Annotated in this window: 18 protein-coding genes; 13 read left to right on the top strand and 5 right to left on the bottom strand. The window is 57.4% G+C overall.

Annotated features, from left to right (window positions below; genetic code table 11):
* Positions 1 to 34: 34 nt before the first annotated feature.
* The 3 genes from hrcA to HY751_11740 all read right to left on the bottom strand — a co-directional run bounded on the left by hrcA (position 35) and on the right by HY751_11740 (position 2,439).
* The gene (gene hrcA / locus HY751_11750; protein MBI4667069.1) at positions 35 to 1,108 is read right to left on the bottom strand and encodes a heat-inducible transcription repressor HrcA; all 1,074 of its coding nucleotides are present in this window, start codon (positions 1,106 to 1,108) and stop codon (positions 35 to 37) included.
* A gap of 64 nt (positions 1,109 to 1,172) precedes the next feature.
* Positions 1,173 to 1,754, bottom strand: coding sequence for a YqhA family protein (locus HY751_11745; protein ID MBI4667068.1), 582 nt, complete (start codon positions 1,752 to 1,754; stop codon positions 1,173 to 1,175).
* On the bottom strand, positions 1,726 to 2,439 hold the full coding sequence (locus HY751_11740; protein ID MBI4667067.1) for a cytochrome b/b6 domain-containing protein: 714 nt from the start codon (positions 2,437 to 2,439) through the stop codon (positions 1,726 to 1,728). Before HY751_11740 ends, HY751_11745 begins: the two co-directional genes overlap by 29 nt.
* A gap of 469 nt (positions 2,440 to 2,908) precedes the next feature.
* On the opposite strand from HY751_11740, the gene HY751_11735 reads away from it, so the two are divergent.
* From HY751_11735 to HY751_11680, 12 genes are all read left to right on the top strand, one after another.
* Positions 2,909 to 3,517 carry a prepilin-type N-terminal cleavage/methylation domain-containing protein gene (locus tag HY751_11735; protein MBI4667066.1) on the top strand — a complete coding sequence of 203 codons (609 nt, stop codon included), beginning with the start codon at positions 2,909 to 2,911 and terminating at the stop codon, positions 3,515 to 3,517.
* Positions 3,518 to 3,672: 155 nt separating this feature from the next.
* The gene (tadA, locus tag HY751_11730) at positions 3,673 to 5,349 is read left to right on the top strand and encodes a Flp pilus assembly complex ATPase component TadA (GenBank protein ID MBI4667065.1); all 1,677 of its coding nucleotides are present in this window, start codon (positions 3,673 to 3,675) and stop codon (positions 5,347 to 5,349) included.
* 48 nt (positions 5,350 to 5,397) lie between these two features.
* A complete protein-coding gene (locus HY751_11725; protein ID MBI4667064.1) occupies positions 5,398 to 6,609 on the top strand; it encodes a type II secretion system F family protein in 1,212 nt (403 codons plus the stop codon).
* A gap of 91 nt (positions 6,610 to 6,700) precedes the next feature.
* Entirely contained in the window at positions 6,701 to 7,216 is a 516-nt protein-coding gene (locus HY751_11720) for a hypothetical protein (protein MBI4667063.1), read from the top strand.
* Between the two features lie 91 nt (positions 7,217 to 7,307).
* Positions 7,308 to 8,513, top strand: a complete 1,206-nt coding sequence (locus HY751_11715; GenBank protein MBI4667062.1) for a type II secretion system protein — start codon at positions 7,308 to 7,310, stop codon at positions 8,511 to 8,513.
* A complete protein-coding gene (locus HY751_11710; GenBank protein ID MBI4667061.1) occupies positions 8,514 to 8,735 on the top strand; it encodes a type II toxin-antitoxin system HicB family antitoxin in 222 nt (73 codons plus the stop codon). It abuts the gene before it with no gap.
* Positions 8,736 to 8,962: 227 nt separating this feature from the next.
* Positions 8,963 to 10,351 carry a hypothetical protein gene (locus HY751_11705; protein ID MBI4667060.1) on the top strand — a complete coding sequence of 463 codons (1,389 nt, stop codon included), beginning with the start codon at positions 8,963 to 8,965 and terminating at the stop codon, positions 10,349 to 10,351.
* Complete coding sequence (locus HY751_11700) at positions 10,348 to 11,001, top strand: hypothetical protein (protein ID MBI4667059.1); 654 nt, start codon at positions 10,348 to 10,350, stop codon at positions 10,999 to 11,001. The genes HY751_11705 and HY751_11700 overlap by 4 nt, the downstream gene beginning before the upstream one ends.
* Before the next feature lie 25 nt (positions 11,002 to 11,026).
* Positions 11,027 to 11,680 (top strand): hypothetical protein, encoded by a 654-nt coding sequence (locus HY751_11695; GenBank protein MBI4667058.1) that lies wholly within the window; start codon positions 11,027 to 11,029, stop codon positions 11,678 to 11,680.
* 25 nt (positions 11,681 to 11,705) lie between these two features.
* On the top strand, positions 11,706 to 13,262 hold the full coding sequence (gene mshL, locus HY751_11690; protein MBI4667057.1) for a pilus (MSHA type) biogenesis protein MshL: 1,557 nt from the start codon (positions 11,706 to 11,708) through the stop codon (positions 13,260 to 13,262).
* Between the two features lies 1 nt (position 13,263).
* On the top strand, positions 13,264 to 14,097 hold the full coding sequence (locus HY751_11685) for an AAA family ATPase (protein ID MBI4667056.1): 834 nt from the start codon (positions 13,264 to 13,266) through the stop codon (positions 14,095 to 14,097).
* Between the two features lie 24 nt (positions 14,098 to 14,121).
* Positions 14,122 to 15,606, top strand: coding sequence for a hypothetical protein (locus HY751_11680; protein MBI4667055.1), 1,485 nt, complete (start codon positions 14,122 to 14,124; stop codon positions 15,604 to 15,606).
* A gap of 7 nt (positions 15,607 to 15,613) precedes the next feature.
* Here the strand turns inward: HY751_11680 and HY751_11675 are convergent, their stop codons facing one another.
* Positions 15,614 to 16,468 carry a hypothetical protein gene (locus tag HY751_11675; GenBank protein MBI4667054.1) on the bottom strand — a complete coding sequence of 285 codons (855 nt, stop codon included), beginning with the start codon at positions 16,466 to 16,468 and terminating at the stop codon, positions 15,614 to 15,616.
* A 188-nt stretch (positions 16,469 to 16,656) separates the two neighbouring features.
* Between HY751_11675 and fliN the strand changes: the two genes are divergently transcribed.
* Complete coding sequence (gene fliN / locus HY751_11670; GenBank protein ID MBI4667053.1) at positions 16,657 to 16,992, top strand: flagellar motor switch protein FliN; 336 nt, start codon at positions 16,657 to 16,659, stop codon at positions 16,990 to 16,992.
* A 6-nt stretch (positions 16,993 to 16,998) separates the two neighbouring features.
* Here fliN and HY751_11665 read toward each other — a convergent pair whose 3' ends face one another.
* On the bottom strand, positions 16,999 to 20,115 hold the full coding sequence (locus HY751_11665) for an efflux RND transporter permease subunit (protein ID MBI4667052.1): 3,117 nt from the start codon (positions 20,113 to 20,115) through the stop codon (positions 16,999 to 17,001).
* Between the last annotated feature and the right edge of the window lie 22 nt (positions 20,116 to 20,137).

The following is a 20,137-nucleotide window of genomic DNA, read 5'->3' as shown; positions in this document are numbered from 1 at the left end:
CTCAAAACCACCTGCCTGCGCTAATAAATATGTCTTAGCCGTTGAACCGTTCCGTGACCTGCCGGGCGGCGTACGCCACCAGCGACATGGCCCTGCCGTAATCAAGCGTCTTCGGGCCGATTATACCCACTCCGCCCATGGCCCCTTCGGGGCTGTGGAACCCGTGGGTGACCAGCGTAAAATCCGAAAAACCGTCCAGCCCGGCTTCCGAACCTATCACAAGGCTCACCCCGTCCCCTTTCAGGCAACGGTTGAGGAGGGAGACCAGCTTGCTCTTCTCATCGAACGCCCGGAACACCGCCCTCATGCCGGTGATGTCCATGCTGTATTTCCCGCCACCTTCAAGAAGGTTCGAGGCCCCGTCCACATGGATGAACGCCTCGGTGGAGGCGTCGCCCTCCCCTTCCATAAGCGCGGCCATGGCCGCCGCCTGCCGCATAAGGCTGTCCACCCGTTTCCGGTCCCCCGTGAGCTCTTCGGCCAGTTTTCTTTTTATCCCGTCCAGGGTCATGCCCGCAAAGTTGTCATTGAAGAAGTTGGACAACTTGTCCAGCTCATCCTGGGTATATGGCTGGCATGCGCGGATGAGCTGGGTCCTGGCATCGCCCCCCTGGAACACGCTGACCGCCATTATCCTTGTGTCGTCTATCCCCACGAACTTGATCTTTTTAATCGGCGAGCCGCCCCATGAAACTATGCCGATCAGGCTTGCCTGCCTTGACAGCGACGCCAGTGTCCTGGAAACCGACGCCAACAGTTCGGCCACTTCCCGCCATTGGGCGCCATGAGCGGCATCACGGATGTTTTCCATCTCGTTCTCGGGAAGATGGGTTGGGGCCACCAGCGCATCCACGTAATATCTGTAACCCTTGTCGGATGGCTCCCGCCCGGCGGAAGTGTGGGGCGAAAAAATGAAACCGCCTTCCTCCAGGTCCGCCATGACGTTCCTGATAGAGGCGGGGCACAGGTTGAACCCGTAGTTTTTCGATATGGCCCGGGAACCAACCGGCTCTCCGCTCAGCGCGAAACTCTCCACCACGGCTTTGAGCACCATGGCCGCCCGGCCATCCAGCCCGTCGCCCTTCTTTATCGAGTTTTCTTGTCCCATAGCCCGCAAATCAAAAAAAACGCCGGAACCATTTTACCGTTAACGCCCGCGTCCCCTGCCCAGGTCAGTGTTCCTTGCCGCCGCCCGCTTCCGAGGCGTGGGTAAGGTACAGCGCCAGCCCCACCAAGGCTATGGCCCCGCCGAAATAGAGCAGGCTCGTGGAGTCCTCCACCTTTAGTTTCAGGGCGTTTTCGAACAGCGTCACGATAAGTATCATCAGGATAACCTTGGCCAGCCTGTTTTTCAAATCGTCCAGGCTTTCGATCAACAATATCTTGCTGGACACTTTGCTGGCTTTGGCCTGGTTAATGTCGCTTATGAATAGCTCGTACAGCCCCAGCGAGAAAATCAGCATGACCGTGGCCAGCAGGAACCCGTCCATCACCTCCACGATGTGGGTGATGGTTTCGTCATGAATGGCTTTTCTGGCCTCCATATCCAGCGCCGGGTCGGCGTAATGGGCGATGTGGGAGATAAGGTACACCACGTCCACCGTCGCCATGAAGAAAATGGCGAAACAGGCCGCCATGCTGGAGACCACGGCGAAAATCACCACGAACCGGCTGTTCCACAAAGCCCCCTCGAAGAGGCGCTCCAGCGTTGATCTGTCTTTTTCGTTATCCGGCACTGCCACCCATCCCTTCATCATCGCCACCGGCGGAGGCATCAACTTCCTGCGCCTCCATGGCGGAAACTTTTTCCATAACCCGCTCCCTGGCCCGGCGCTCCATCCATTTGGGATGGTGGCGCATGGCCCAGTCGGCGTCCACCTCGCCGTCTATTATGGAGCCTATCCCCGGCCTGGTGTCCGGATTTATAAGCGCCATGTAAACATGACCCGAAAGAAACATGGCCATCAATACGGTAAAGAGCGTGTGTATGAATATGAACAATATGGCCGAATCGAATATCCATATCACCACGCCGCTCACCACCAGCGTGACCGACCCTGTAATGGCAATACCCGCCCAAATTTTCTGGCCGGGGTTGAACTTGTCTTCCGGCGGAAGGTCTATCCCCTTCCTGATGGCCTTGAACGGTATGTTGCGAACCCATTGGGTGTCTTCCCGGCCCCAGGTGGTCAATATTTTGAAATTCTCGCGCCAGACTTTCTTGTTCCCCAGTAAAAATGCCGTCACAGGCCCCACAATGAAGACCACGGACATTAAACGGTGGGAAATGGAAAGGAACTCCCTGGATTCGTTCCGCATCCCCAAAAGGTTGTGTAAAACCATGACCAGGCCGGTAATGAGCAAAAACACAAAGGTGAACATCACCGTGTTATGGAACCATCGCTCCGACGGGCTAAATCGTATTACGGTTTTCTTCATCGCCCTTAAAAAAATTTTCAAAACCACTCTACTTAAACAAGCTCGACCGGCCGAGCCAAACTCATTGTAATGAAATTCCCGCCGGATGACATGTGGAAATTGGAAAATAAGGATGGCGCCGATGGAAGGGCCCAAATTCGTGGCGGAAACCCCTTCAAATAAAACGACTATGGGATAATTTGCAATAATTTGACATGTAAGATTACAAATATCTACATGTTTTCGGCCATTTGTCCATTTGCTTAACGCTGGAAATAGTCTTGATTTTCATTGACATAACAAGCTTTCTTTGATAAAAAACTAATAATAAGGGAAAATACATCGTTATGTTACGCTCGTTAAGATTTTGCGTGACATGAACTTGGCGCCGCAGGCGTGGTAAGCCGAAATTGCCGGAACGCGAAAAGGTTTTTGCCCGCCCGACCTGATATAGTCCATTAACCCCCCTAATCTATGGAGAATTTTGGAAATGTTGAGGAGCAATCGAGGTTTCACCCTGATAGAAATGATAGGCGTTCTGGCGGTGATAAGCATATTAGCCGCCATGGTCGCCCCGAAGATATTCGAGGTTATCGCCGATTCTAAAGCCACCCGCGCCTCCGCCGAGGTGAACACCTTCGCTTCCGGCGTGGCCAAGTGGTACAAAGACATCGGCTCTCTGCAGAGCCTCACCGCCGCGGGAGCCCTCAACGCCACCGATGCTTCGTTTGAATCGGAATTGACCGCTTCCGGCGGCACCGCCGGGCTTTGGACCAGGTGGCGCGGCCCGTACATCCCATATACCACCAGCCCCGCCATCGGCACCGGCCTTACCATCAGCACCGCCGCCGGCACCACGGCTGTCGCCGCCACCAACGCCACGGGTTTCGATTTGAGCGACGATGGCACGGGCGACATGGCCACCACAAACCAGGTTGTGGCGCTGGTATTCGCCGGCGTGGCCCAGTCCGAGTTTGAGAGGGTGGACGACATATTGGACTCCGGCCTGACCAAGACCGGTAGCGCCCACCAGTCCCGCGGAAAAGTGAAGTGGGATTCGGCCACGGGCAACATGTACATTTACATTGCCCACAACTAGCGGTAGCGCGACATTGAAAAGGCGGGAGGACATTGGCCTCCCGCCTTTTTTTAAATGATGATTTTGCCGGGAAGTTAAGCTATATTTTTAAATAATATGCCTTAAGCGTTTGAAACGGCTAACCGTTTATCAATCACAACATACCGGTTAGATTTATGGCCACAGACACGAAGAAAAAGACAAAGCCCTTGGGCCAGCGCCTTCTGGAGGCCGGTCTTGTCTCCGAGGCCCAGCTAAACCTTGCCCTGCGCGAACAGAAACGCATGGGGATTTACCTGGGAGACGCGCTGGAGCGGCTTGGCTTTGTCACCCAGGAAATCATCGCCTCGGTCCTCGCCCAGGAAACCCAGGCGGAGGTGGTCAACCTTAAAACCTCCGTCATCGAGCCTGACGTCATCAAACTGGTCCCCTACGAAATGGCCAAGCGCTATCAGCTTATGCCCATTTCCAAAGAAGGGGACACGCTGATCCTTGCCATGGTGGACACCCTCAACGTGGTGGCCATAGACGCGGTGGAGGAGGCCTCGGGGCTTAAGGTGGACGTGGTGACCGCCCCGGAGCAGGACATCATGGAGTCCATCGAGCGCCACTATGCCCAGGGCGGCTCCATCGAGACCACCATGGACCAGATTTTAAACCGCGCCACAGCCTTGGGGGAAGACGCGGGCGAAGAGGCCCCAATGATCCGGCTGGTGGACCAGATAGTTGCCCTGGCGGTGAAGAACCGCGCCACGGACATCCATGTGGAGCCGGACGAAAAGATAGTGCGTATCAGGATGCGGGTGGACGGGGTAATGCGCCAGGAAGTGCTGATGCCCAAGCCCCTGCAGGCGGCGGTGACGGCCCGGTTCAAGATAATGGGCGGGCTAAACGTCACCGAAAAACGGCTTCCGCAGGATGGCAGGATAACATTCCAGATGGGCCTGCGGCAGATAGACCTGCGCCTTTCCACCCTTCCCACGAACCATGGCGAGAATATCGTCATAAGGGTGCTGGACAAGGAAAACGTGCGGCTGATACTAAAGTCTTTGGGGTTTTCGGACCATGACGAGAAAACCTTCACCGACGCGGTTAACCTGCCTTACGGCATCATCCTTGTCACAGGCCCAACCGGTAGCGGTAAAACCAGCACGCTGTACGCGGGGCTGGGCATGGTGAACAGTCTCGAAAAAAGCGTTTTCACGCTGGAAGACCCTATCGAATACCAGCTACCCATCATCCGCCAGACCCAGGTGAACGCCGACATAGGCATGACCTTCGCCTCTGGCCTGCGGGCCCTGCTGAGGCAGGACCCGGACGTGATAATGGTGGGCGAAATCCGCGACCAGGAAACCGCCGAGCTGGCGGTGCGGGCGGCCCTCACCGGCCACCTGGTGCTTTCCACCCTGCACACCAACGACGCCGTGGGCGCCATACCCCGCCTGGTGGACATGGGGGTGGAGCCTTTCCTGCTGGCCGCCTCGCTATCCTGCATCCTGGGCCAGCGGCTGGTGCGCAAGATATGCCCCGCCTGCAAGGAGCTGGTGGACAACCCGGAAAGGGTCATCGCTGGGCTGGACATAAAACTGCCCCAGGGGGCTCCGCTGGAGCTTTTCCGGGGAGCCGGGTGCAAGGAATGCTCCGGCACAGGGTACCGTGGCCGGTTGGGCATATATGAAGTATTGAGGATCACCGAGGACTTCCACGACCTCATTGTCAACCGTGCGGGCATAAACGAGCTGAAAAACCTTGCCCAGGAGCTGGGCACCAAATCCATGTACGACGACGGGCTTTCAAAGGCCCTATCCGGCGTAACCACCGTAGAAGAGGTGGTGCGGGTGATAAAGAGCTGATCCCATGGAGCCGCCGCCATGCCGCGAATGATAACCGGGAGTTGAACAATGCCGGATTTCCAGTACAGGGCGGTGGACGGCTCCGGCCAGAGTGTATCCGGCGTTATGGCCGCCATGGACGAGACCGCGCTGGAAAGCAAGCTGGCGGAGATAGGATATTTTCTGCTGGAGGCGGGGGAAAAGGGGAAGGCCGCCGCTGGCGGTGGTAAAAAACGAAAGAAACTTAAACGGCGGGACGTTATAGATTTCTGCATCCAGACCGAGGCGTTGCTCACCGCCGGTGTGAGCCTTCTGGAAACCATCAAGACCCTCTCAAAAGACGCGCCCAACCTGTACATGCGGGAGATCCTCTCCGACGTGGCCCGCAACATAGAAGCTGGCTATTCGTTCTACGAGGCCGTATCCAACCATCCGGCCATGTTCTCCGAGCAGATGATGAGCATGATCCAGGCCGGGGAGCAAAGCGGCTCTTTGCCGGAGACTTTCCGGGAGCTTACCCGTTACCTGGAGTGGCTGGACAAACTTATATCCGACATCAAACAGGCCACCATATACCCCTCGGCTGTGCTTATATTCCTGGTGATATTCATAACCATCCTTTTCACTTTCGTGGTGCCAAGGTTTATCACCATACTGGTGGCGCTGAACCTGGACCTCCCCATGCCCACCCGGGTGGTGATGGGGGTAAGCACGTTTTTCGTGAACACCTGGTGGATGTGGCTGATAGGCGCCATGGGGACACCGGTGGCCATACGGTATCTTCGCAGACGTCTCCCCCGGTTCGCCTTATGGTATGACCTGCGTAAACTGCATCTTCCGGTGTTCGGGGAGTTGAACCTTATGTTCACCCTTACCCGGTTCTCGCAGAATTTCGCCACGCTTTTCCGTTCCGGCATCCCGATAATGCAGAACCTGGGGCTTTGCGAGGGGCTGGTGGGGAACAAGGTGATGGAAAAAGCCGTACAGGAAGCGAAAAAGGATGTGCAGGAGGGCGTCACCCTCTCTGAAAGTTTTTCAAAAGCCAACTTTATGCCCCCGATAGTCCTTCGCATGCTGGCGGTGGGGGAAGCCACCGGAGACCTGGGCACGGCCCTGGACAACGTGGCCAAATATTTTAACGAAGAGATCCCCCGGCGGATCAAGAAAATATTCGGGATCATGGAGCCTGCGGTGATGCTGACGCTGATAATAGTGGTAGGCTTCACGGCGCTGGCCATTTTCATGCCGATATTGAGCCTTCTGGGCGGGCTGAAAAAATGAGGGCGAATGAAAATGCAGGCGTTTTTAAGGCAATGTTGTATTATAATATCGTGACAAATCTAATTATCCCCCTGGTTCTGGAGGCTTATCTATGAGTAAAGGCAAGGGAATCTGGCCCGCAATCGCGCTGGCAATGTGTCTATTCACCGCTTTTTATTTCGTGAATACCGGCTCTATATCCTCGGTGGCCTACGCCAGGGACGACAAAGGCGATGACAAGTCAGACGATAAGGGTGACGACAAGCGTGACGACAAAGGTGATGATAAAGGAGACGACCATGGCGGCTCGTCCTCCAGCGGTTCCGGCGGTTCATCCACTAGTTCCGGGGGCACATCGGGCGGCAGTACCGGCGGTAGCACCACGGGCGGCGCGGCTGGCGGCACCACGGGCGGCGCTTCGGGCGGTAGCACTAGTGGCGGCTCTACATCCTCTGGCGGCACATCGGGCGGCAGTACCGGCGGTAGCACCACGGGCGGCGCGGCTGGCGGCGCAACGGTTATCCCCCCTGCTCCGGCCAAGTCCACGGTAAAGGCCCCTGGCGGGGTAACCACTTCGGACTCATCCTTGAAGCCCGGGCAGAAGCCTAAGTCAATTCACCAGAAATAACGGCGCAATCCGTTATTTTTAAAACTCGGCGGAATGTAGCCCTGGCCCCCATCGCGGGGCCGGGGCCCGTTAAAAAATCGAGCGGGATATAATGCGCACAAGGAACGCCGGCGCCAAACGCCAAGGGTTTACGTTGATCGAGCTTATCGGCGTGCTGGCCGTGATGGCCATCATCGCGGCCATGATCCTGCCGGACATGATAAAGGCCATCACCTCGGCGGAAAGCGACGCCGAACAGCAAAGCCTGAAAAACCTGGCCAAGGGGCTGGAACAGCATATATTTCAAAACCGCACCATCCCCGGAACAACGGCCGTGGCCGCCGCCGGAGGAGCTCCCGCAGTGCCCATTTGGGACCAGGCCATAGCCGACCAGGTCCAGTTGCCGGTGGGAAAGGTCAACACCAACGACCGCAACCAGCCCCGCTATTATCTGTGGGACAATGGCGTAACCCCTGCTATACCTTATCAGCAAACATCCGCCACGGCCTCCGCCCTAACGGCGGGGACGCGCCCCAGGATAATAATAATCTCCAGCATCGGCCCCACCCTAACCGGGCTTGCGTCCGGCGGATTGGCCACCGCCACTTTCGACACCCTGTGGACATGGGACGAAAACACTCCCACGGCCCTTTCAGCGTATGGCATCTCCACCAACGACCAGGCCAAACAGGTGCGGATACAACGGATAAACCTGGAACAGTTTTTCAACGCCGTGGCCTTGAGCAACAGAGCCAGCACGGCCAGCGGGAGGACCAGTTTCGTTTCGGCGGCTACGGGAACCGCGCAAACGGTTATGACCATTAACGCCAGCGCCACCGCAAACCTTACCATAGGCGCTTTGCGTTATAACGTTTACGCATTCCAGACAAACATGCCGGACTCGCTGGGGACGCCTATCAGCGTATCCATATCTTCCGGCGCCACCACTTTCGGAACAGTGGCCAACGCTAACGCCGGTAGCGGCGGATTCATCACTGGCGCGGGCACGCCGCTGGGGCCGCTCACCGCAACGACTCTTGTAAGTGTAACCATGACGCTTCCGGCGGGCTACACCTCCGGTTCCGGCACCGTGGACGTGGATGTTGATTTATCATCCGATACCTACTACAACCTGGACACGGAGACAGCCACCACAACCATAGCCTCCTCCGCCATGGCGAATCTTATCGTGCTCCAGAACACCCGGCTTAACCTTTATAACAATGCCACCACCCCCACGGTGATGCAGAGTTATTTCATAACGGCGGCGGACAGTTTCTGGTTCTCCCCCGGCCCGCCGGCGGTTTGGGGGCGGTAAATGCCGATGAAAAGGAGGAGCGGCCTTAAGGGGGTTTATCTGGCCACTTCGGAAGATGTGCCCGGCCTTGTGGCGCAGGGAAGGACCGTTTCCGAAACTATGGAGATCGCCCGGGACGTGGCCCGGAAACTTCTGGAAGCCAGGGCCGAAATCCACGAGAGCATTAAAATGCAACAAGCGGCAGACAGCCTGGATATCCAGTTGGTGGTCAACGCTGAATAATGGGACGTCTCTCCGGCTTCAACTGCAAGCGGATTGTACGGAGACTAAAGGGTTGTGGATTTGTTTTCTACAGGAATGCGGCTGGAAACCATGAAATCTGGTTCAATTAGATGTCCCAAAGATGCACAACCATCCCAAACCATCCCGGTGACATGCCAGAGGGAACATTGCGCGCCATATTACTTCAAGCCGGAATAACCCCAGATGAGTTTCTTAAGGGTTGATCGATGAAACTCAACATCCTTGGGGTAAGCCTTTTTAACGGGCAGTTCCGGGCCGCCACGTATCACCGTGGGGAGCAGACCGGCTATTGGGAATTGCCCGACCCAGTGACAGACCAGCATTCGCTGGGCAGGGCCATCACCCAGGCCGTTTCCGCGTTAAGCTACAAGGGGATATACATAAGTTTCGTCATGGAAGACGAAGCTATGGACCATTTATTCATCCAGGCCCCGGAGCTTTCCGCCAAAGACCTTAAAATATTCCTGGCCCGCAAGGTGGTTCAGGAAAAACCGGGCGCAAACCTGCTTCACAGCTATACCAAGGCCAAATCGCCCAAAGGGGGCCTTGCCATTTTGGCCTACACGCTGGAAAAAGATTTTTTAACCGGCTTACTTTTCGCCTGCGAGGAGCTGAAACTTACGCCGTTGCAGATTTATCCCATCGGGCCGGTGATGGCCCGCCAGCTTACGAAATTGAAAATGGAGCCCAACGAGATGGTGGGGCTTGTAACCGCCACGGCGGATAAGCTGGCGCTGGTGGTGGGCAAGGCCGATGGCTCGGTGCTTTTCGAACGGTTCCTGGACTACGACGAGTCCGAAGGGGCGGACCTGGCCCGCACCGGCCGGGAGCTGAACCGCTCCATCCTTTTCGCCAAACAGCAGTTCGGGGCCGCGGCGGACCGGGTGCTTTTCTTCGGCGATTTCACGGCGGATTTTATAGAGCAGGTGTCGGCCCAGATAGATGTGCCGTCGCAACCGGCGCAGGTGGAAATGCACAAAGGTTTCTGGATTGGCGAAGCGCTCCGGATACCGCCCCACAACGAAAGCAACCTTGTGCCCAGGGACGTCCAGCGCAGGCCCATGCGGGCAAAAATGCTCAAGGCCACGGCGGCCATGGTGGTGGGCATTTGGATTGTTTGCCTGGGGGCCATGGGTTTCATTGAATACATGATAGTGGCCTCCAAGAAAACGCTGGGACAGGCCAGGCTTATGGCCGCGGGGGCCGATGAAGAGGAAAAAGTGTGGCGGGCCCGGGTTGGGGAGTATCTGGACCAGAAAAACTCCCTGGCCTTGTTCAACCAGAGCAGGATACATCCCGCGCCGGGCTGGATAGCCTCCCACATGGGGGTAACAACGCCCGAAGGGCTGGCGCTCACCAAGCTTGTGGTGGAGATGGAGAACGGCGGCTGGTCGGTAAAAATAGAGGGCGTTACGGAAAAAAGCCATTCTGAAACGGCTGTTGACCTGAAAAACATGGAGGAGTCTTTAGCCCACGGCCCGTACCATATGAAAATAACGAAGAGCTGGCGGGATAAATGGATTGAAGACCTTAAAAAGGGGGTTGGCGGCCCGGGCGCCAAAAGACAGTTCCAGATATCCGGAGTTGTGAAATGAAACCGGCGGAGGTCCTTGAGAAGATTCAAAAACTGCTCCACCTGGGGGAGATGAAGGGGCGTTTCATCCTCGCCTCCGCCGTGGCGGCGCCCATCCTCCTGCTTTGGCTTTCGCTGAGTTACCGTTACCCGGCAATATTGGAAACAAGAAAGGAGATAGCCAGGATATTCGATACCTCCTCCGAAATAACCAGGCTTAAAGCCTCCTGGAATGAGGAAGAATCCGCCCGGGCCGCCGCCGAATGGGGGGCGGTAAAGGACAAGCTGATACCCTCTTACGAAAAGCTGTCCGAGTGGCTGGAGTTCATGTTCGACAGGGCCCAGGCCGCGGGCATAGGCATGAAATACACCATCGGCGAAATTAATAAAACAGAAGGGGTGACGGGGGTTTCCACCGCGTCGGTCATCATCACCTTAAGCTCCGGCGGCGCCGCTTCCGCCGCCCAGCCGGGGGGGACGCCCCAAGCCAGGGCCGGTTACCATGAATACATGGATTTCTTGCGAAACATTCAGGATTTTTATTCCGGCGCCGACATAACAGGGATAACCATGAGCGGCCCGGGAACCGGCGCGGCGCAAATGGAGATAAAACTTAAGGTGTGGGTGGGTTTTGTGAACGACGGCCAAACGGATAAAGGCGCGCCCGCTTGATAGCGGGGAAGGCCGGAGGGCGGCCATGAAAAAATGGCTTAACAACCCGCTAGTGGTGGGGGCGCTGGCCCTTATAGCTTTCGGGGTGGTGTTCCGGAACGTGGTGTGGCCCATCATCCATAAAGAAGAAGCCCCGGGCGGCGGGCCATCAGTCACTTCGGCGGTTACATCCATAGTCACGGCGCCTTTCACGGGGCAAACCCAGGGTGGCGCCCCGGTGGACATGGGCACGGTAACGCCGATGGATTTGAGCGTCGTGGGATGGGAGCAAAACCCCACCCGCGACCCGTTCACCGCCTATGCCCCCGTCACCACATATGCCGCCGAAGAAAACGCCCCGCCCAAGCAGGCGCGGGACCTTCTGATATTGAAAGCGATAGTGGTGGAACCGGGGTTGAAAATGGCCTACATAAACAAAAAGATTGTTAAAGAAGGTGACATAATTGATAATTACAAAATCTTGAGAATCTCTCCGGGAATGGTGCTGGTAAGCGGGCCCTTGGGCAAAGAAGAGCTAACATTCTCAAAGGGTAAGAGCAACCCGCCTATGGCTCCAGCTTCTCACCAGCCCGCCTCGGCGGCCCAACCGGAACAAACGGGCGGCAATGGACAGTTCGTTGTGTCCGCGGTCAAAGGGGCCGAGCTGATAAAACAGGTCGCGGCGGGGCCGGGCAATTAACATGAACGGGCTCCATGGGGTTACATTGGAAAACAGGAAATTGCGGAACGGGCGCCGGGGCCAGGCGTTTGGCGTAGCCAGGTGGCTGGTTCTTGCGATAGGCGTGATGGCCGCCACGGCCTGCGCTTCCGGGGGCGCCAAATCCGCCTCCCAGCCCGATGCGGAGCCGCAGAAAGCGGAAACCGAAAATACCCCGCCCATAAGCTTAAAAGACCGGTTGATGATAACCACCGGCGAGCCGGAGCTCACCGACGCCGAACGGCGCCTGAAAGGCGTTTACAGTTTCGAAGCGGAGAACATGCCCATTCGGGACGCCATGGCCATGTTCGCCGCCCGCTATAACCTGAACATCATTTTCGATCCGGAGGTGGACGGGGTGGTGTCGGTAAAATTCAAGGATTTGAATTTCCGCCTGGCCATGGACGCCATTCTGGACGTATACGGGTTCTTTTACGAGGCGGACGGAAACCTGATCCGCGTCCGCAAATATGAGACCAAGTTGTTCCATATAGACTACGTGCGGCTGTCCCGCGAGGGCAAAGGCTCCAGCACGGCTCAAATATCCACCGGCTCCGGCGGTGGTGGCAGTAGCGGTGGGGGCGGCGGCTCGTCCCAGATGGCCGGAAGCATGAGCATCCAGCAGGAAGACAAGGTGGCTTTCTGGAAAGAGCTGGAAGAACAGGTGAAAACCATGCTTTCCCCCGACGGGCGATATGTGATGAACCGCCTTTCCGGCATGGTGCAAATCCGCGACCTGCACAAAAACGTTGAACGGATAGAGGATTTTCTTGGCGCCCTCACCACCACCGTGGCCCGCCAGGTGGAAATAGAAGCCCGCATTTACGAAGTCACTTTGACCGATGATTTCAGCCTGGGCATAAACTGGAACAAGATTTACATAGACGGCATGGCGGGGGCCTTGCAAACCGCCAACATAATCGGCGGCACGCTGGCGGCGCCATCAACCATGCCCACCAACGCGCCCCTGGGCGTGGCCAACCCGGGCAACCCAACCGTGGCCTTCACCTATGCCCGGGGGGATTTTGACGCCATACTCAACGCCATGAAAGAGCAGGGGGAAATAAAAGTCGTCTCCCAGCCGAAGATACTCACCCTAAACAACCAGCCCGCCTTGATAAAGGTGGGCACGGACATGCCGTTTTTCCAGGGGCAGACCACCTTAAGCCAGGGCACGGCCATTACCACTTACAGCACGTCGTATGTAACCGTCGGGGTGGTGCTGTCCATCACCCCGCAGATTTCCGCCGACGGATGGATAATGCTGGACGTTTCCCCGGTGGTCACACGGCTTGTTAGCACAAGCTCCGCCACCGACTCCACCGGCAAGGCGCTGGTGACCGCGCCGGTGCTGGACGTGAAACAGTCCTCCACCATCGTGCGGCTAAAAGACGGAGAGATGGTGATAATCGGCGGCCTTATACAGGATGAAAACGCCGAGACGGAACGCAAGGTGCCCCTGCTGGGGGATATACCGGGCATGGGCAACCTCTTCCGGGGCGTATACACCTCCAAGGTGAAACGGGAACTGGTGGTTTTCGTAACTCCAAGGATAAAGAACTGACATGGCCGAACTGCTGGACATCAACACCTGCTACCGGGACATGGGGTTTTCCGAAGCCCCATTCAACATCACGCCGGACACCAACTATTTTTATCCCGGCGGCAAACACGTGGCGGCCTTGCGGCATCTCCAGTTCGGGCTGGCCACCGGCTCCGGCGGATTCACTTTGCTTACCGGCGAGGTGGGGCTGGGCAAAACGTTGCTGTGCAGACAGCTTTTGAAAAACCCTCCCCCGGGGGTGCGCACGGCCTATATATTCAACCCCGCCCCCACATACACCGAACTATTGAAATCCATCTATCACGACCTTACGGGAGTTTCGCTGGAGAGCGCCAGCTATGGAGAACCCTTGAGGCTCATATACCAGGAACTGGTGCGGCTGGCCACCCATGGGGAAAAAGTGGCGGTGCTGTTGGATGAGGCCCACAGGCTATCTCCGAAAATGCTGGAGGGGTTGAGGCTGTTGTCCAACATGGAAACGGAAAAAGAAAAGCTGTTGTACCTCGTGCTGGTGGGCCAGCCGGAGCTGGAGCGCACGCTGGGCCTTAAAGAACTGCGTCCTTTGGCCCAAAGGATAAGCCTTCGCTACAAGCTTATGCCTTTTACAAGAAACGAGACCGAAGAATATATCCGTCACAGGCTTTCCGTGGCCGGGCGGGGTGGCGAGTTCTCGTTCAACAAGGCCGCGATTTACCTGACCCACCGTTACAGCGGCGGCGCCCCGCGCAGGATAAACCAGATATGCGACCGGGCCATGCTGGCCGCCTACGGCGCCGGTAAAGCCCGGGCCGGGGCAAGGCTTGTGATGCGGGCGGCGGAAGAGATTATAAGGTAAGCCGGAAAACTTGTTTATAACGTCATGAGCATCATCGAGGAAGCCCTTAAAAAAATCCAGGAAAAACGTGGAGAGCAAAGCAGGAGCCAGGGAACCTACATTCCACCCCTGCCAAAGCTGGACAGTGGCGCCCCTGGCGATAAGGATAAAAAACGCAGGGTAAGGCTGTACGCCGCATTTGGGGTGACCATGGCCTTCATCGGCGGCGGGTTATGGCTGGGGCTGGACTTTCTGCAGAAACAACAATTGGAAGCCGCAAGGCTTGCGGCGTCGGCCCCGACAGCGCCTCTTATACCTCCCGCCCCGGTGGAGCAACCAGCCACGCCACCGGCCCAGGAGCAGGCCGAAAACACACCCGGGCAAATGGGCCAGGCGGTTGAAGATGTTTCCGCCCCGACACCAGCGGCCCCACAACGGACGGACATGTTCGCGCCTCCGGCCAATGCGCCAGCCGTGGCTCCCTCGGTGAAGGGGCAACCCGCGCCAGCCACTCCGGCCAAAACCTCGCCACAAGCAGTAACCGCCCCACTACCCTCTTCCACCGCCCAAACCGGTTCATTCATAGAAAACGGGTGGAGCGCCATGAAAGGGCGCGGATTTGAAGATGGGGTAAAAGTGTGGGACGCGGGCCTTCGAACGGAGATGGAGAAAGACCAACTGGTTTTTATAGTCTCCATTTACGCCCAGGCGGAAGCGGCGGAAAAGAAAATAAAAGAAGCCGGGGAGGGGCATTTCATTTTCGTAAGCCACGGTTCATCCGCTGGCAAGCCGGCCTATTACCTGCTGGCCGCGCCGCCCAGGGACAGGGCTGAGGAGGTCCAGGCCTATCTCATGAAGAAACTCCGGCTCCAAAGCGTTAAGGGCAACCCGGCCAGCCAGGTTATAGCCCGGCTGGACAAACCTTTGGCGCCCGTAACGGACACTGGCTTGGACCCGCCGGTTACTGCCATTAAATCAGTAAAGCCTGGTAAAAAGCCCATGGGCAAGGCCGATAAGAAAACCGGGCAAGAGCTTGCGTCACAGCCAAGGCCGGGCATGACCGCCGAAGAGCGGTTGGCCGCGGGCAGGAACCTCGTGGGCTCGGGAGCTTATGTGGAGGCGGTGGAAGCGCTTCAGCCGCTGTTTTATCCTCCACCCGCTTCGTGGGAACCTTACCTGATAATGGGCGCCGCCCAGTTGGGTTTGGGAAAACTGGACGCGGCGCAGAGCTATCTTGACCAGGGATTGGCCCGCAACGGCAAACAACCGGGCTTGCTGGTGCAACGGGCCGTGGTGGAACAGCAGAGGGGGAACCATCAGGCCGCCCTGCGTCTTTTGAAAGACGCGGAACGGGCGGCCCCAAAGGCTCCCGAGGTCCAGCTGAACATCGGTTATTCCAGCGACGCGCTGGGCAAGAAAGAGGATGCCGCCAAAGCCTACCGCGCTTTTCTTTCCGTAACGGAAAACAGCCGAGCTTATGTGAACGTGCGCAATGGGGTTCTCACCAGGCTAGGTGAGCTGGGGTATTAAACGCCCTTTACTGCACCACGCTGAATGAAGCAACCAATACGTTGCTCATGGTGGTTGTAGCCGACGGATACATCACCCCATCGTTTAGCACCAGCCATACCGTGCATGAATGCGTCCCCGTCCTGGTGGCGGCGGCTCCCAGGGATGTGGCCACGGTAAACCAGCCGGGCACCGTTGGTTGGGCCAGTATGGCGGCGGTGAAAGTGACACCGAGCGAACTGCAATCCCCCCTGGCTTCCATGATCTGGAAGTTCGAATCCACGGAGTTGATATAGATGTTCAGCGTGAGCGTGTCGGACACATAACCCAGCGCACCGTCCAGCGTTACCGGGCTGGGGGTGAACATGGCGTCGGATATGAGCGCCCCTTCCGCCGGTGAAGATGTGACAGTCAACGACGTCGTCACCTGGTTGCTCACAGACCCGTCGCTTAAAACAAGCGACACGGTGTAATTGTAAGTCCCGCCGGAGGATGGCGCCCGGAACGTTACCGTTGTCCAGCCAGGCACAGAGGGCGCCGTGGCAAGCTGTATGTTGTCGGTGGAGCCGTCCGGCATAGCAACCCTCACATAGCTTATGGAAAGCCCGGCGGTCATGGAGGAAACATAAATATCAAGCGAGGCCGTGCCGCTGGCATGAAGCGCGCTGGGGGAGAACATGGCCGAGAGCAGTGTGGCGTTCTGGGCGCCGGTGCCGCCTGTGGAAGATGCCGTTTGCACATCGGGGTCTGCGGCCCAGGAGTCGCTGGTTGTTGTCCCCTTGGCCGGGTCGTTACTGCAAGAGTAGATGAGCGCCGGAGTCAGGCAAAATGCGGCCACGGCCAGCAACCTGCCCAGTTGAGCTTTAAATCCCCTGTCGCTCAAAGCCATCCTTTCGACTGGTATGAATCCGGCGCTTTAGACGCGCCAGAGGTTTTCAAATGACTTGATTTGTGACGATTATATACCGCCCGCCTGGAGGGTGGAAGGACGTTGTACGCGCCAGACCCCTTTTTTAGGCCACAAAACCGCATAATTCGGTTATAATCAACAAAAATCATTCATTTCACCAAATGAAACAAACTGGCGAAGAAGCGGCGGTAAACCACGATCAGGAGTCCATTGGCGCGCGCACGCTAACCCAAACCCTGCTGGAGCTGGACAATTTCCTGGACATCCCGCTCACCATCTCCGTGGAGCTGGGCAGGGCCACGCAAACAGTAAAAGAGGTGCTGGCCATGCAGGCCGGCACGGTGGTGGAGCTGAAAAAGCTTGTGGGTGAGCCTATGGAGATTTACATAAACGGCCTGCTGACAGCCAGGGGCGAGGTGGTGGTGGTGAACGAACGGTTCGGCATCCGCGTTACAGACGTGATAGACCCGCTGGAAATAATCCGCTTTTCGCTGTAACCGCCATTACCCCTCCTTTCGTAACATTCTCCGTTCAAGTATCCAGCAATAGAGCGCGGGCAGGACCAGCAGGGCCAAAAACGATATTCCTATCATCCCCCCCACCATGGGCGCGGCGATGCGTTTCATGATTTCCGATCCAGTGCCTGAACCGAACATTATCGGCGCAAGGCCGCCTAATATGGCCGCGGCGGTCATCATCTTCGGCCGTATCCGTTCCGAAACGCCATCCAGCACAGCCTCCCGCACATCTTCAACGGAACGCCATTGCCCTTCGCTCTTCCGTTTCTCCATAGCGTGGTCAATGAAAATAAGCATAAGCACACCTATCTCCGCCGCCACACCCATCAGGGCGATGAACCCCACCCCCACGGCCACGCTGAGGTTGTAACCCAGAGACCAGATGAAAAACAGCCCCACCGCCGCCGAAAGGGGGGCGGTAAGCATCACCAGCGCGCTCTCGGTGAAGTTGCCGAAGTTCAAATAAAGCAGTACGAAAATTATCATAAGCGTCACGGGCACAACTATTTTCAGCCGTTCTTTGGCCCGCTCCATGTACTCGTACTGGCCGCTCCACGTTAGCGCCACGCCCTGCGGGATCTTCACCTGCTTTTCCACGGCGGCCTTGGCATGCGCCACATAAGTGCCTATGTCCACGTCGGCGATATCCACGAATATCCAGGCGTTGGGCCGGGCGTTTTCCGTCTTTATCTCCGGCGGGCCGGTGTTCAGGCTGATCTCGGCCATCTGGCTTATGGGTATCTGCTGGCCGCCTGGGGTGGCCACCAGCACCCGGCTGAGCGACTCGAGGTTGTCCCGCAACTCCCGTCCGTAACGCACGTTCACCGGATAGCGCTCCAGCCCTTCCACGGCTTGGGTGACGTTCATGCCGCCAATGGCGCTTAAGATGACCTCTTGCACTTCACCCACATTCAAACCGTAGCGGGCGGCGCTGTCCCGGTCTATCTTAAAATCCACATACTGCCCCGTGGCCACGCGCTCGGCGAAAACGCTCCTGGTTCCCGGAACGGCCCTTATCGCGTTTTCAACCTGGGAGGCCAGCTCTTGCAACTGGTTCAGGTCGGCCCCGGCCAGTTTCACTCCCACCGGGGTTTTAATACCGGTGGATAGCATGTCTATCCTGGTGCGGATGGGCAGGGTCCACGCGTTGGAGAGGCCGGGGAATTTTATGGCGTCGTCCATCTCCCGCGTGAGCGACTCGGTGGTGACACCGGGACGCCACTGCTCCCTGGGTTTAAGTTTCACCACGGTCTCTACCATGCTCAATGGCGCCGGGTCGGTGGCGGTTTCGGCCCTGCCTGCTTTTCCGAACACCCTGTCAACCTCCGGGAATGTTTTTAATATGCGGTCGGTCTGCTGTAAGATCTCCCGCGCTTTGGTGATGGAGAGGTTGGGCATGGTGGTGGGCATATAAAGTATGTCCCCCTCGTCCAGCGGCGGCATGAACTCGCCACCAACATTCTTGAATGGAACGTAAGCGGCCAGCATCAGGATGACCGCCAGAGCTACCACGACCCCCTTTTTCCGCAACGCCCAGGCCACCAGGGGCCGCACGGAGGTTATGAGCCAGCGGTTGAGCGGATTGTGTTTTTCGGACACAATCCCGCCCCGGATGAAGTACATCATAAGCACCGGCGTGAGCGTCACCGAGAGGATCGCCGCCGCGGCCATGGCGAAGGTTTTTGTAAACGCCAGAGGTTTGAACAGCCTTCCCTCCTGCGCCTCCAGGGTGAAAACCGGGATGAACGACAGGGTGATGATAAGCAGGGAGAAGAACAGCGCCGGGCCCACTTCTTTGGCCGCGTCCAGCAGGATTTCGCCCCGGGGTCTTGTGCCCTCCTCCCGCTCCAGTTTCTTGTGGGCGTTCTCTATCATCACCACCGAGGCGTCTATCATGGCGCCTATGGCGATTGCTATGCCCCCCAAAGACATTATGTTGGCGTTTATCCCCAGCCAGTTCATCACCATTAGCGAAGCCAGTATGCCCATGGGGAGGGTGATGATGGCCACGAAAGCCGAACGCAGGTGCATGAGAAACACCACGCACACCAGCGCCACCATCACGCTTTCCTCCACCAGCTTTTCGGTGAGGAACTCCACGGCGCGCAGGATGAGCGAGGAGCGGTCGTACACCTCCACTATCTCCACCCCTTCGGGCAAGCCGGTCTTGAGTTTTTCCAGCCGTTTCTTCACGGCGTCTATGGTGGTAAGGGCGTTCTCCCCGGAGCGCATTATTATTACGCCTCCCACCGCCTCGCCTTCGCCATCCAATTCGGATACGCCCCGGCGGATCTCCGGGCCGATAACTATGTCCGCCACGTCTTTAAGCTGGATGGGGGTTCCGCTATCCGTAACGCCCAAGGAGACCTTGGCCAGGTCCAGCGACGATTTTATGTAACCGAACCCGCGCACCATGTACTCGGTTTCCGCCATCTCGATGACAGAGCCGCCCACATCACGGTTGGACATGCGTATGGCTTCCATAACGCGGGCAAGGGGAATTTTGAAGGCGGCAAGTTTCACCGGGTCTATCACCGCCTGGTACTGTTTTACGAACCCTCCCACCGAGGCCACTTCCGCCACGCCATATGTGGAGCGAAGTTCGTAACGCAAAAACCAGTCCTGCACGGCCCGCAGTCTGGACAAATCGTTTTTCCCGCTCTTGTCCACCAGGGCGTACTCGTACACCCAGCCCAGGCCCGTGGCGTCGGGTCCCAAAGTTGGCGTTACCCCTTCAGGCAGGCGGCGTGTGGCGGTGTTCAGATATTCCAGCGCCCGGCTTCGCGCCCAGTATAGGTCCGTGCCGTCCTCGAAAATGACATAAACGAAACTGGCCCCGAAGAATGAATAACCCCGCACCGTCTTGGCGCCGGGCACAGAGAGCATGGTGGAACTTAAGGGGTAGGTGACCTGGTCCTCCACCACCTGGGGCGACTGTTCCGGAAACTCGGTGTAAATTATCACCTGGGTGTCGGAAAGGTCAGGTATGGCGTCCAGCGGAATTGTTTTCGCCGCGTAATATCCACCCAACAGGAGGAAGAGGCTCATCGTGATAACGATGAACCGGTTTTTCACCGATGCGTCGATCAACGCCTTCAACATAGGTTTGGCGCCTTAATTAATG

The organism is Nitrospinota bacterium, from assembly GCA_016208975.1.
Lineage (GTDB): Bacteria > Nitrospinota_A > UBA7883 > UBA7883 > JACRLM01 > JACQXA01.
The sequence above is the reverse complement of the archived record's forward strand: the minus strand, read 5'-3'. Positions and strand labels throughout refer to the sequence as shown.